Here is a 12,521-nt window from a genome sequence, read left to right on the forward strand (position 1 = left end):
GGTTAGTGAAGTTTATACGCCTAATTAGATATTTGAAAAAACTTCGGTATAACCGGTTTCCAGTCCATTTCCTGAGAGATATGTATCCAGATTTTCCTGAGTCATATCCACATAGTTAAGACGGAACAGATTTGCATATGGCCCCATTTTAGCCTGTATCCTTTCTTCTTCTGTCATATATGGGACACATACTGAATCGAGCTTAATTAAAGTATCATTCTTGAACTGATATAAGGTAAGAGTATTTTTTCCTCTGGATCGCTCTACCAGAACCCGTCCATCAATAGGATTGACAGCGGCGAATAACTCAATGGAGCAATCTTCGTCTCCAAAACGATAAGCCTTAAGTCCGTTGGAGTAACACATGAATGTTGATAAATGTGCAGCATAAGCATAATAATCATCATGAACATTATCCCTGCATCTTACAAACACTTCCTTTACCCCATCCTGATAAAGGTCGACAACTGCAAACTCCTGTGCCTGCTGTCCGTGGATATTCCAGGTGTTATTGAGCAATGCATTTCTGTACTCCTTTATTGCAAGAGCAGTCACATCGTTCTTTTTTGTCTGTATAATACCGTTTACAACCCAGGCACCATCTGAATTAACATAATATCCATCAGGGGTTGTAGTGTTGACAAGGCAATAGCCGTTGCCATCAAAGTAGTAACACTCAGAAACGCCATCATTGTTTCCGTCAATCCACTCCCATTTATTAGTTGGATATGAGCCGTTTTCCATGTCGTACCACCATCCATTGGCATCACTTTTCCAAGTTCCTGCCATGGCTGTAAAACCTGCTGCAATTGCAATAATTGCTGTTGAAATTGCTATATTTAGTTTTCTCATATGTATTTACCTCTTTTTATGATTTTTCTATCTACACTTATATCATGGAATTAAAAAATGTTTACCCCCGGAACAACCATCGAAAGAATAGTATAGATATTAGAGCCGCCATTAAGTGAAGCGCTCTTATCTAATAGTTCATGAATGCTGTCACCGTCAGGATTATCATTTTCAACATGATCAGGACCGATATAACGAATTATCTGCTGATCCTTAAAATAGATTCTGTATTCATTCCCGTTTGTATCATATGCAAAAACAAATACTATATGTTGTTCAGGGGAAGTTATGCCATTTACAATGTCTCCTATTCCCGGATTCTTGTAGTAGCTTTCAGCTGTAAATGCACCATTTTTTATAATGCTTTTTACTGGAATATCACCGTAATAGTAAAAGACTCCGTTTCCTATCTCATTGAAGGGATCTGTACCTACACTATATGATCCCTGGTTGTCATTTGTGTATTTATACAGTGATCGTATATACTGTATCTCTTCATCCATATTAACATTAAGGGCAGATGATACATTTGATTCTAAATTTATAGAATCCGTCTCTTCAATAAAAGAGCTGCTTTTCATGGCAGTATCCGAAGGAGCAGAGAAACTATCAGTATTCATATAGCTGCCTATTGATTCCGGAATGGCAATTTCCTCAAAAGATGTCTCCTGAACGTTAGAATAAACAGAAGAATTATCCATGTCTGTTGTGTTATCAAATGTTTCCTGAGGGATAGTTTCTTCATTGGCTTTGAGGCTTGCGCTTACGGATTTTGTGTTAGCAGTGGATTCTTTATTATAAGCATCAAATGTTATGGGGATTACCATTAAGAAAAAGATTAAAGAAATAATAGCCGCTCCCACAAGAAAAATATATTTGTTTCTTGTTGTTATAGGTACCTGTTCCATTCGCTTGGAAAGCTTATAGGAAAAACTCCCGGGTTCTAAAACATTTTCAATACCTGATTGATAATTATAATTGTTATTTGCTGTTTCGGACTTGTGTGAAAAAACTCCGTTACTATTCATCATTTTGTTTTTTTCTTTGTTTTTTCTGGATGCATCTTCGACCAGCTTTGATATTTCAAGTTCTGTCATAATTAGATCCTTTTTTGTTTAATGTATCAGAATGTTGCTCTCTGAGTATCCCATGTTTTAATGAAAATACTCAGGAGCATTTATACGGCATTGTCTTTTTAAGTAGATGTGTTACTAATCCGAAATAATGAAACTATATTGAAGTTATCAGCAAGGCCAAAAGGCATATTGAATAGTGTCAATGTGATTGCCTGTCATTTTTACAACATAATTAGCAAACATATAGTCTTTTTCCGTATTCAAACATCGCGTAAACCATTCCATGGCGGTATCACCATCCTGATATTCCGGTAGATAAAAATTTTCATCTGTAGAATCAAGCATGGTATCTTTGTCAATCACGTACTCATTTTCATAGGATTTAATAACATACTTACTTCCATCAAATGAGATTGTATTATCAGTATCCGAATAACCTATAGTAATGGCTATCCATGCCGGATCATAATCAATTCCTACAGTTCCCGGGAATGCAGTTCCAAGCAGATGACCCCAGTCATCCTTATATTCTTCATAAACACTCTGTATATCTGCACCGTCAAGATATTGAGCCAATACCTGACCTTCTTTACGGATTAAATAGATTTTTCCGTCATTAAGGTAGAATTCGTATTCGATATAGTCATCATTTCCATTAAAATCTTCTGCCTTAATATAAATCGCAGTGTCCTCCGGATTTTTTCCGTTTTCAGTACCCGGGTTTATGTCTGGATTTAAACGATAGCAGGTTATTATAGCATTATCCCGGATTGTATTTTTTACCACTATGTCACCATTTTTGCAGTAATTGTAAGACTGTAATCTGCTATCGTATTGTCCCCACGGATCTGCTGAATAATCACCATAATATTCCTGATAGGCATCCTCATGGGAATCTGTATATAATACACTTTCATCAATTTCAGAAATCAGCTTATCTATTTTTTCCTGATCAGCTTTACTTACTTCTGTTGAAATGCCATCACCGGAAAGAAATTTTTCAATGTTCTGTTCGTTAAGTTCGACGTGATTAACATATGAAATTTCAGAGTTCATATATTCATCTATCTTTTCATCCTGATGTATGTTTCCGTCAAAGTCTAATTCCCCATACAATTCTTCTGTACGGATCCATTCACCGTTTTGCTTTTCAAACAGGTCAAAGGTAATGTCTCCATGTATATAATAGGAATAGAATTGTTTATCCGGAAGGATACCTATGCCACACACGCCGGAGGTGATTTTTTCTACCTTTTGTGTGACCTCATTATAGTAGAGTAGATACTCTGTCATTAAATATGTATGATATTCTCCATTGTAGATATCGAGCTCATAGATTCCATCTTTGTCTATATCTACTACACCGAAACTAGGATAGACTCCTTTAACCTCATCTACCATGAAATCCGTATCTTCCATAAGAATCTTTCTGTATTCAGCAAGAACCTGACGGTTTAATTCGGCATTAGGTGATTCGGCTTCTGTATCTTCAATATGCTCCGTCATCGTCTCTTCTATCGCTTCAGTTTCTTCAGTAACCTCTGTTGCAACGGTTGTCTCAACTTCAGTTTCCGGCACAGACGATACTGCATTTGTTATTCCATATGCACCGCCACCAATCACTGCCACTGCGGCCACACCGGCTGCAATCTTTGTGATAAGTGCTCCGCCTGCTGCATGTGCTGCTGTGGATCCTGCGGCAGCAACACCGGCTGTAGTAGCACCGGCTGCGCCAACGGAAGCTGTACTTCCGACTCCTGTTGCTACACCTGCTCCGGTACCTGCAGAAGCAGCGCCTGCGGCAACAGCCCCATTTTTTGAAGCGGCTTCAACTATAGAAGAAGCTATCTCTTTGGTTGATGAAATACCACGCTCTGACGCAGCAAGTTTTGATGCAAGTCCTACTCCTGATGATGCTCCGGACAAAGCATTGGCAGTAGTAGCCGCTGTTGATGCTGACACTCCCAACTGCATAGCCATAGATGTATCAGTATCGAACATGGTCTTGATGAGAACAAATACAGAAATGCCCGTAAGGGTTATACCCTGCTTTATAAAGTCCTGCTTATGGGCTTCTATGTTCTGTCTTCCACGTCTGAGCCAGGTTTTGATTGTGTTTTCCGGCTTTCCGATGCTGTCGGATATTTCCTTTATGGAATACTGCTGCCCATAAAACATTAGCAGCACATCGCGCTGAGCTTCAGGAATCAAAGCCAGGATACCGTTTACAACCTCAGCGGAGGCCTTTTTATCAGCCACCAGTGAGGGATTGTAATCTACACGGTCATCCTCAAAATCCATGGGTTCTTCATCATTATCTATGGTGAGCTCATAAACTTTGGAAAGCTTATCTCTTTTCCAGTTCAATGCTCTGTTGGCAACTATCCGGCCAAGCCATTTATCAAATTTTGACTGATCATCCAGTTCATTGATATGTTTCAGGGCAGAAACATAAGAATCCTGAACTATGTCTTCAATGTCCATATCTCTGTCTCCCAGGTATTTCCTGGCGATACAAACAGAGTAATTTATGGTGTTGTCATATAAAAGCTGGAAGTTGTCAGTATTGCCCTGCTGTAGTTCCAGGACGATTTCTGCGTTTGTCATGGATCCTCGATTCTGTGGTTATTATCACTTGGTTAAGATAGCGTCTTTCATTAATATGTGTGCCTCTGAACCGTCCTTCTTTTCACAAACAATACGGACATAATTTACATCTGTAACATCCGCAGTTATAGTAAAGAGCTTGGTATCATGATTTACAGTATTACTGTATAAAACATCGTATGTCTCGGCATCTAATACAGCCACTTTAGCAATGGAATTATCATAAAATCCTACGTTTGTTTTAGGTGTTGCACTTATTGTGAGTTTTTTGTAATTTCCACCTATATAAAACTCTGCATAGGCATCGGTGTGTGTATATGGATTAAGCCATAGTCCTTTATACCAATCGTTTCCCCGGAGATTATCATGGTTGTAGTTGATTTGCGAATTCTCTGAAGATTCTATACTTAAAGTAAACATATCCAGTTTGTTTTTAAAAATACTTGAATTTGATTTCTCAGAGGACTCTTTGCTGCTTGAAGAGCTGTCCTCATCTTCATCTTTGCTATCGTCATAGTCGCTATCATCTTCGTTATTCTTTGAAGAGTTTTTGTTCTTCTTTTTCTTGGAGTCTCCAATTGTAATCTTGCCGGTAACGACTTCGGTTGACTTTTCTGATTTTGTGTCAGCTGAATTACCGGATTCTTTTGTCTGTACCACACCGTTTACAACCCAGGCACCGCTAGGATTAACAAAATAGTTATCCGGTGTGAAGGTATTGATCAAGCAATAGCCATTGCCATCAAAGTAGTAGCATTCTGATACGCCGTCATTGTCTCCATCAATCCAAGACCAGGTGCTCTTTGGGAATGAACCATTTCCCTCGTCGTACCACCAGCCGTTGGCATCACTCTTCCATGTTCCTGCCACAGCCATAAAACCTGATACAATTGCAATAATTGCTGTTGAAACTGCTAAAACTTCTTTTCTCATACTTACTTACCTCTTTTTTTTGAAATTTTTGTTTACTCTTATTTAGACACTCGTGGTTTCAGAAAAGTTTCACTTTTTCAAAAAAATTTGAAAAAAATTCAAAATGTGGTTTTTTCTTTATAACCGGTCTCTTTCTTGCTTGCTGAAAGATATGTTTCTGGATTTTTCTGATTTATATCTACATAGTTGAGATAGATAAGATTTCAATATAAATCAAAGAAATCATATTTTTCTTTGCTATACACAAGCTGAAACATTGTAATATATATATATATATATATATCAATGCAAAATTTTGGGGAAATTTAAGAATATTTCTGACTAAAAATAGAAACGATATAAAAGAGTGAAATTTACGAGTTTTAGATTTGCTTTTTATCATTTTGAATAAAAGTATTTATGATTGTATTTGATAAAATACAAAAAACGGTAGAGAATATTTTTCTAGTAAATTAACACTTAGATGTAAATATAATGAAAAAGGCAGCTATACAATGGCTTGCAAAGACGCCTATAAATAGATGATTTGTTTAAATAATTGACTATTTGATTGCCGTTTCTTTTGACCATCATATGGTTAATTATTAGATATTTTTATTGTTTCTGACATCTTAGAATTTCGTTATTGTAATCGGTTGACATAAATCCGTCGCCGGAAACATGCACATTATCCCAATTGACCGTACCATAGTTATATTCCCCTCTTTAAAATACACACACACCACGGCCCTTCCCCAAGGGGCATTTTTTGTTTTTTAGACATTGCAACAACATTGCGCAGACTTTACTACGAGCGGAATGTATAAGTAATGTTGATCAGTGGAAGGTACATTTTGATGTAATATGAAATAAAAAAGGGGCTGCTGCACATTTTAGTGCGAGAGCCCCTTTGATTTAATGATATATTATGCTCCTCCAGCCTCATATTATTTATTGCTTCTGATTTCTTTACTCATGCTTCAATTATTGACTTCGAGCATTCATCTTCAATCGCGGTTCTTACAAAATCGTTCAGTGATATATTCTTCTTTCTTGCAGATATTACTGCCATCCTATGGAGCTCTGATGGAATTCTCACATTAAACTGTCCCTTATACTCTTTTTCAGGCTCTTTCCCAAACTCCCTGCACGTCTCAAGATAATTGTCTACTGACTGATGGAATATTTTCTCCAGCTCTTCTACGGAAGACCCGTGAAATGCAAGTGTATCATTAAGCCCGATGACTTCTCCTATAAATAGTTTATCCTCGTCAGAATATTTTATATCTGCATGGTATCCATTATATTCCATCATATCGTCAGCCCTCTTTATACTCTCCGATTTCCTTTAAAAACTGTCTCGTCATCTTTACCTGATATGGATAAAGTTCATTTTCTGGATGCGGTTCATCAAAGGCCAGAATCCTTCCTGAACAGCCGAAATAACAGGAGTGTGTCCGACCACCTGAAGATAATCCTCAGCATATAATTTCATGGCACCTTCCTGGGGTCTTGCCCATAACGGAATAATAAGATTTCTGATGTTTTTTCAAACATCCAGGTTTTTAGATGTACATCCGGTATTACAAATATTTTGCTCATGTGTTTTTACTTCAATAATCCATTCTTACCAAGTATATCCTTCATGTGTGCCGTGTATGCCTGGAGCACCTCTTCCGCAGGTCCTTTTCTTTCCTTTTCGGCATTAAGCACCTGGCTTGTCTGCCATAGGTTAAAGATGGCGCCTTTTACAGGAAAATATTCTGCGATTGCCTGACGAGCGCTTTCCGGGGTATCCGCGGTGGAGAGAACAACCTTGTTTTCTTTGTTGAAGAATCCGCCGGCAGCCTTTGGATATACGATCACAAGATATCTATGCGTCGCAGGAAGAAGAATGTATTCACCAATTGATGCCGCTGTCGGCTTTCCGACTTTGAATTTACTGAACTGCTCTGTGTCCCAGTTTTCCTCCATGAACTTAGCCAGTTCTTCAAGTGTGAATGGTTTGTTTATTTTGATGACCTGTCTTCCAATCATTGCAATACCTCCGTTTTTCCTTGTTTTCTTTTCGGATTCTATTCCGACCTAATGTATCTTTATTAATGATATCACAAAATTTGAAGCCTTTATTATTTTAAATAAACTGAAAGAACCTACCGGATCAATTCCGGTAAGGTCTTCTTTGTACGGCAAATTATCAAATCTCAATACTCGTGCGTGGATATTGAATAAGATAATTCACATCATGTGATTCACAGTACTTGGCGGTCTTAAAGAAGACTACACCTGTATTTTCGATTATATGCGGCATGCCCTCAATCGGCCGGTCTAAGGGGGAGAAGAAATTATCCCAATGAATGGGAATCACCAGTTTTGCTCCGGTTTTTTCTACAGTTTCCTTAAAGAAGGTTTTCTCCATATCAGGGTCCGCTTTTGCAAGGCCCGCGACACCAAGAAATAAGACATCGGCACGGATATCATCAAGCTGTCCTTCTATGTAATTGAAACTTGGACGGATCAGGATCTTCTTCTCTTTATATTCTACATAAAAATCGTAAGAGCCGCCCTCTTTATAGTCTCTTAAACCGGCAGGCTGTGTTAGGTGTTCTTTGATGGGTACTCCAAGATCGTTATTGAGTATAGTCGGTTTGGAATGTAGAGAATTCAGGATACGAATCTTATAGTCACCTATATCAAAAATATCGCCATGTTTGAACACGGTAATATTCTCTGCCGGAACGTCTCCGCCCAGTGCGACGTTTTGTGCGGACTCACTTCCGTAAATTTTTGCGTTGCATTTATTGGCTATATATGGAGCATCCATAACATGATCGTGATGCGTGTGTGAAATAAAAACCGCACGAAGTCTGTCGATATTGTGCAGACTTATAAGCTCATCACATAATGTTCTGTTTGTGCTCGCCTTGGCTCCTGCTATGTATTTGCTAAGCGATGGACGAGTGATATGGGCATCAAAAAGGACCTGGTCTATCCCATCATCAAACAATAAAGTTGTGGTTCCAAAATATGTTACTTTCAACATGATCTGTTCACTCCTTCGCCCATAAGAAAAGATTTATTGAAATGAACATGACTGTCCGGATTTAATTATCTGCAGTCCCTTTTGCTTGAGATATCCTTCCCAGTCTATTAATACGGATTTATCCTCAGTGACAACTGCGGGAATACCTATCTTCCCGGTTCCCTTGATCTCATCAAAGACTGGATTTGTATCCCTTATCTTTATAAAAACAGCCATATCATGAAGGGAATGGGGAATATTGTAATTCACAAGCTCTGAAAGATTTAACATGACTTCATCAAACTCTGGGTTACTGCCTATATGGTCACGGTCTGTATGAGTATTGAATAATCTGATCGGAAGGTCAGTTATCTCTTCCGCAAGTTCTTTTGCATTATGTACCTCCATACCGCTGTCGATGAGCAATGCCTCTCTATCGCCGAGCAAAAGAAAAAATCTTACACCGCCTTCATCATATTGATATGTTTTATCATCTATTTTAGCCCAATCCATCTCGTCCCATCCTTTCCAGTTTTAAGGTTCTTCATGGTAAATGCTATTCAATAGTATATTCAAGCATCTCATATTTAAGCTTACTGCCCTCTTTTATGTCCTCCGGGAGCAATGCCCTTGCAACGAGCATGAGGTCATCAGAATCTATATCTATCCTTTTGAGATTTGCGTAGTCCCCGTCGATGCTTACCACAATGTAATGTCTTGTTTCCATATGTCAATACTCCTTCTTTATTTCATTGAGACCAAAGGCATTTTTAAATGCATTAATATCCTGTTCATCACGAATCAGTACAAGCTCATGAAAGGTTCCTGTCTTTTTATTCTTAAAGCCTGCCACCTGTTCTCCGTTACATATTGAAGCACGGATCACAGGTATCTCCTTTTCAGGATCATAGTCATATGCAGGGATATCAGGTTTTCTCTTTGGAAAAATGTTGAACATACCGGCTCCTCCTGTTGAATACATCCATCATACCACACTGAAACACCGTGGATTCTTCTGATTTTTCAAAATATTTGTGACCTCAACATATCATTATCTGTGTATAAGGATGAAGAACAAAATAATACCGATTTGGAGGTAAATACCATGTTTAAAAAAATACTTATAATGATTCTTTCAGGAGCAATAACTATAACAGCGGCAGGATGCAGCACGAAGGTAAATGCTATGGAGAATACGAATGATTTACAAATAGAAACGACTTCTTCAGATGTTGACATTTTTACAGAGGATATACCTGATATGGTAGTGGGCGGATGGACAGCATCCGAGGACATCAAAATGACTGATAACGCTAAAAATGCCTTTGAAAAAGCCGTCTCAGGTCTCACAGGTGTTAATTATGAGCCTGTTGCCTGTCTTGGAACTCAGGTTGTAGCGGGGATTAATTACTGTATCTTGTGCAAAGCTACTCCTGTCACTCTTCATGCAACAACATACTATACATTAGTATATGTCTATGTAGACCTTAAAGGAAATGCCGAAATTGCAAGTATTAAGAATATTGAACTTGGAATCTGAAAAAAGTCATACAGATAATAAAAATAATAAGCACCCTCCTTACTTGTAATCCAGTAAAGAGGGTGCTTATCAAGCAAGTTTGTAAAAAACTGATGTAAGACTATCGTCCAATGATGTAACCATAATCCTGTTTTACCACAGGGATGCAGGGAACTCTTCACAGTAGGGGGCATTGTATTGTAGCGTTAGGGCCTTACGGATGAGTTACAAAGCCAGGCCCTTTTGGGTCGTGGTAATTGACTCTCCGACATTGGGTGCAGGATTGACTACCTGCTTAACCATTACTACCTTTCTCCCAATCCGATTTGTATTTATCTGCTTCCAAATAGTATTCTCTCTTAAGAAACGGATAGAACTCCTCAGCGGCCACTACTCTTGAGCCTTTCAGTTTATTGCAATTCTTGCATAGAGGAAGTAGATTTCTGTCATCATCTGCTCCACCTCTGTATTTAGGTATGTAATGGTCTATCGTTGTCTTCTCCAGCGAAATAGGCCTTCCGCAATGAGCACAGACTCCATCCGTTTTACCTAGAAGGATACGTTTTAATTCGGCTTTCCTCTGCTTAAGTCCTCTCATACATCCCTCGCATATCTCTTAACTATATTTCTCAATCGTCCTCACCACCGCCGACAAATACGAACTTCCAAACAGATTCAAATGATTTGTTAGGTGGTATAAGTTATATAAGTCTCGTCTGTCCTCATATCCTGGGATAGCTCCCATAGCTTTAAAGTACGCGTCATAAAACTTTCTGTCAAAGCCTCCAAATAGTTCTGTCATCGCAATGTCAGCCTCACTACATCCCACGTATACTGCAGGATCTATCAGCATTGGCTGCCCCGTTTCATCAGACATAAAATTACCAGCCCAAAGATCCCCATGCAAAAGAGAAGGTTTCTCTGGTTCAAAAAGGAACCTGTCCAGGTTATCAAGAATCCAATTTATCTTCCTGATAAAACTTCCGTCAAAATAGCGAGACGCGAGCTCAAACTGTGGTCTTAATCTACACTCGGAAAAGAACTCTATCCAACTGCTATTTGGAGTGTTCTTCTGCTTCCCGGTGCCGATGTAATTATCCTTATCAAGACCATATTTTCCATCTGTCACAAAGGATGAGGTATCCGCCTTATGCATGGCAACAAGACCTGTGCCTAGCTTTTCCCAAAAGTCTTTCTTAGGCACAGATCTTTCTATAAGCTCCATCAAAATAAACGAATAGCCATCATCTTTGCCGTAAGCATAAATATGCGGGACCCTGATGGTTCCTGTTGACATTAATGCACCAACACCCTCTGCTTCTGCTCTAAATAAATCTGCATTTGAAATACTATTCGACTTAAGAAATAGAGCTTCTCCATTAGAAAGACAAAGCTTATAGGCATCATTGGCATCTCCACCGTGAACAGCCTGCTTTTTCTCCACTGAAACGTCTTTTCCATAGACTGATATAAGAGCCTCTTTTAACGAGCTGCAAACCAGCACCTTATCAGAAATTGTTCCCATTCCAACCCCAATCATCTGAACCGAAGTAACGGATATACATGTGGTCAGGACTCACACCAAGAATGTCACTATATATTCCTGTCAGTTCCTTTGTCATCTTACCGTAGACATCAGAAGATGCATTGCCATAGATCTTAACCTCGATGAATGCTGTAGGCTGGGAATCATCACCTCTAAAATACATAGGAACATCTCCCTCGATTGCCAGCATAAGCCAGTTCTCACTCTTCCCAGGAATAATTGATATAGCCTGTCCAAGACGCTCCTTAAGCTGTGTCTCTTTTTCCTTTGTTACTGTAACGTTAGTTTTTGTTGAAATAAATGGCATAGTCCTTCTCCTTTTCTTGGCAATAGTATCAACTACGGCCTCGCAAATATCACTGCTGATGTCCGCAACAATTATCTTCATTGCTATATTATAATGCTTTTCGGGGCACATAACATTAGTTAGCTTACGACTCAAGTCACAGATTATAAGGCAGGACTCATTGATTTTATTATCTCATCATCACCTATTTCTGGTTCGTCAAATTAAATTTCACGGCCATTGTTTCCACTTAGTCATTTAGTTACTTGATAATTCAAAAAAGATCTTTTAGGAACTCTCCTGAAAGCAACGTGCTGTTTTTAGCACATCGCTTCTCTATTACTTTAATGGATTTTCTATATTTACTTAATGAGATAAATATTATCCTTACGGAGCCTTTAACAATTGTTAGAAATGATAGTCTTATATAGTGCTTCAGCTAATGCCTCATGCCCCTCCGGAGCCAAATGTAAAGAATCTTCCCTTGAGGGTTCTGCGTAGTCCGAAGCTTTCAGGAAAATACAATCCTTATCTTCGGCTATCTTTTTGTAATACTCAGGGAAGCTGCGGGAACTTTCTATTGCATCTTCATCGTACTTTTCGCTGAATGGAGATGATTTTATTCCTTCACCTATTTCCGGTGGAGATACCAAAATGATTTTTGGGATAAAACCCTGTTTATCAGCGGTAAATTCCTTGAT

The 12,521-nt window shown here is 38.7% G+C and carries 15 protein-coding genes and 1 pseudogene; 1 reads left to right on the forward strand and 15 read right to left on the reverse strand.

Annotated features, from left to right (window positions below; all coding sequences use genetic code 11):
* Nucleotides 1–24: 24 nt before the first annotated feature.
* The 11 genes from BLV86_RS06050 to BLV86_RS06095 all read right to left on the reverse strand — a co-directional run bounded on the left by BLV86_RS06050 (nt 25) and on the right by BLV86_RS06095 (nt 9,427).
* Complete coding sequence (locus BLV86_RS06050; RefSeq protein WP_090815624.1) at nt 25–852, reverse strand: hypothetical protein; 828 nt, start codon at nt 850–852, stop codon at nt 25–27.
* Nucleotides 853–902: 50 nt separating this feature from the next.
* Nucleotides 903–1,949 (reverse strand): hypothetical protein, encoded by a 1,047-nt coding sequence (locus BLV86_RS06055; protein WP_090815626.1) that lies wholly within the window; start codon nt 1,947–1,949, stop codon nt 903–905.
* A 147-nt stretch (nt 1,950–2,096) separates the two neighbouring features.
* Nucleotides 2,097–4,535: an RNA polymerase sigma factor gene (locus tag BLV86_RS06060; RefSeq protein ID WP_090815628.1), complete on the reverse strand. Its 2,439-nt coding sequence runs from the start codon at nt 4,533–4,535 to the stop codon at nt 2,097–2,099.
* 24 nt (nt 4,536–4,559) lie between these two features.
* Nucleotides 4,560–5,468, reverse strand: a complete 909-nt coding sequence (locus BLV86_RS17755; protein WP_175456453.1) for a hypothetical protein — start codon at nt 5,466–5,468, stop codon at nt 4,560–4,562.
* A 952-nt stretch (nt 5,469–6,420) separates the two neighbouring features.
* Nucleotides 6,421–6,762: a type II toxin-antitoxin system HicB family antitoxin gene (locus BLV86_RS06070; RefSeq protein ID WP_090815630.1), complete on the reverse strand. Its 342-nt coding sequence runs from the start codon at nt 6,760–6,762 to the stop codon at nt 6,421–6,423.
* A gap of 54 nt (nt 6,763–6,816) precedes the next feature.
* Nucleotides 6,817–6,942, reverse strand: coding sequence for a hypothetical protein (locus BLV86_RS18445; RefSeq protein ID WP_278308774.1), 126 nt, complete (start codon nt 6,940–6,942; stop codon nt 6,817–6,819).
* Between the two features lie 113 nt (nt 6,943–7,055).
* Entirely contained in the window at nt 7,056–7,484 is a 429-nt protein-coding gene (locus tag BLV86_RS06075) for a hypothetical protein (protein WP_031555171.1), read from the reverse strand.
* A gap of 160 nt (nt 7,485–7,644) precedes the next feature.
* Nucleotides 7,645–8,490 (reverse strand): MBL fold metallo-hydrolase, encoded by an 846-nt coding sequence (locus tag BLV86_RS06080; protein WP_090815631.1) that lies wholly within the window; start codon nt 8,488–8,490, stop codon nt 7,645–7,647.
* 33 nt (nt 8,491–8,523) lie between these two features.
* Nucleotides 8,524–8,982, reverse strand: a complete 459-nt coding sequence (locus BLV86_RS06085) for an MBL fold metallo-hydrolase (protein WP_090815634.1) — start codon at nt 8,980–8,982, stop codon at nt 8,524–8,526.
* Nucleotides 8,983–9,025: 43 nt separating this feature from the next.
* Nucleotides 9,026–9,196, reverse strand: a complete 171-nt coding sequence (locus tag BLV86_RS06090; protein ID WP_090815636.1) for a chorismate--pyruvate lyase — start codon at nt 9,194–9,196, stop codon at nt 9,026–9,028.
* A gap of 3 nt (nt 9,197–9,199) precedes the next feature.
* Complete coding sequence (locus BLV86_RS06095) at nt 9,200–9,427, reverse strand: aspartate dehydrogenase (protein ID WP_090815638.1); 228 nt, start codon at nt 9,425–9,427, stop codon at nt 9,200–9,202.
* Between the two features lie 147 nt (nt 9,428–9,574).
* Between BLV86_RS06095 and BLV86_RS06100 the strand changes: the two genes are divergently transcribed.
* Nucleotides 9,575–10,009: a hypothetical protein gene (locus tag BLV86_RS06100; protein WP_090815640.1), complete on the forward strand. Its 435-nt coding sequence runs from the start codon at nt 9,575–9,577 to the stop codon at nt 10,007–10,009.
* Between the two features lie 274 nt (nt 10,010–10,283).
* On the opposite strand, the gene BLV86_RS06105 is transcribed toward BLV86_RS06100, so the two are convergent.
* The 4 genes and pseudogenes from BLV86_RS06105 to BLV86_RS17760 form a co-directional block, all read right to left on the reverse strand.
* Nucleotides 10,284–10,586 (reverse strand): HNH endonuclease, encoded by a 303-nt coding sequence (locus BLV86_RS06105; RefSeq protein ID WP_090815642.1) that lies wholly within the window; start codon nt 10,584–10,586, stop codon nt 10,284–10,286.
* A gap of 18 nt (nt 10,587–10,604) precedes the next feature.
* On the reverse strand, nt 10,605–11,513 hold the full coding sequence (locus BLV86_RS06110) for a fructosamine kinase family protein (protein ID WP_090815644.1): 909 nt from the start codon (nt 11,511–11,513) through the stop codon (nt 10,605–10,607).
* Complete coding sequence (locus BLV86_RS06115) at nt 11,497–11,841, reverse strand: phenylpyruvate tautomerase MIF-related protein (protein WP_090815646.1); 345 nt, start codon at nt 11,839–11,841, stop codon at nt 11,497–11,499. The genes BLV86_RS06110 and BLV86_RS06115 overlap by 17 nt, the downstream gene beginning before the upstream one ends.
* 377 nt (nt 11,842–12,218) lie before the next feature.
* Nucleotides 12,219–12,521, reverse strand: a pseudogene (locus tag BLV86_RS17760) (SGNH/GDSL hydrolase family protein); the annotation flags it as partial.

This window comes from Oribacterium sp. KHPX15 (assembly GCF_900107835.1).
In the GTDB taxonomy this organism is placed as follows: Bacteria; Bacillota; Clostridia; order Lachnospirales; family Lachnospiraceae; genus Oribacterium.

Excerpts from the sequence above, each read along its gene's own strand:
- BLV86_RS06070 (WP_090815630.1), bottom strand. The coding sequence starts at position 6,762 with ATGATGGAATATAATGGATACCATGCAGATATAAAATATTCTGACGAG.
- BLV86_RS06105 (WP_090815642.1), bottom strand. The coding sequence starts at position 10,586 with ATGAGAGGACTTAAGCAGAGGAAAGCCGAATTAAAACGTATCCTTCTA.
- BLV86_RS06100 (WP_090815640.1), top strand. The coding sequence starts at position 9,575 with ATGTTTAAAAAAATACTTATAATGATTCTTTCAGGAGCAATAACTATA.
- BLV86_RS06085 (WP_090815634.1), bottom strand. The coding sequence starts at position 8,982 with ATGGATTGGGCTAAAATAGATGATAAAACATATCAATATGATGAAGGC.
- BLV86_RS17755 (WP_175456453.1), bottom strand. The coding sequence starts at position 5,468 with ATGAGAAAAGAAGTTTTAGCAGTTTCAACAGCAATTATTGCAATTGTA.
- BLV86_RS06110 (WP_090815644.1), bottom strand. The coding sequence starts at position 11,513 with ATGGGAACAATTTCTGATAAGGTGCTGGTTTGCAGCTCGTTAAAAGAG.
- BLV86_RS06095 (WP_090815638.1), bottom strand. The coding sequence starts at position 9,427 with ATGTTCAACATTTTTCCAAAGAGAAAACCTGATATCCCTGCATATGAC.
- BLV86_RS06090 (WP_090815636.1), bottom strand. The coding sequence starts at position 9,196 with ATGGAAACAAGACATTACATTGTGGTAAGCATCGACGGGGACTACGCA.
- BLV86_RS18445 (WP_278308774.1), bottom strand. The coding sequence starts at position 6,942 with ATGAAATTATATGCTGAGGATTATCTTCAGGTGGTCGGACACACTCCT.
- BLV86_RS06115 (WP_090815646.1), bottom strand. The coding sequence starts at position 11,841 with ATGCCATTTATTTCAACAAAAACTAACGTTACAGTAACAAAGGAAAAA.
- BLV86_RS06050 (WP_090815624.1), bottom strand. The coding sequence starts at position 852 with ATGAGAAAACTAAATATAGCAATTTCAACAGCAATTATTGCAATTGCA.
- BLV86_RS06060 (WP_090815628.1), bottom strand. The coding sequence starts at position 4,535 with ATGACAAACGCAGAAATCGTCCTGGAACTACAGCAGGGCAATACTGAC.
- BLV86_RS06080 (WP_090815631.1), bottom strand. The coding sequence starts at position 8,490 with ATGTTGAAAGTAACATATTTTGGAACCACAACTTTATTGTTTGATGAT.
- BLV86_RS06075 (WP_031555171.1), bottom strand. The coding sequence starts at position 7,484 with ATGATTGGAAGACAGGTCATCAAAATAAACAAACCATTCACACTTGAA.
- BLV86_RS06055 (WP_090815626.1), bottom strand. The coding sequence starts at position 1,949 with ATGACAGAACTTGAAATATCAAAGCTGGTCGAAGATGCATCCAGAAAA.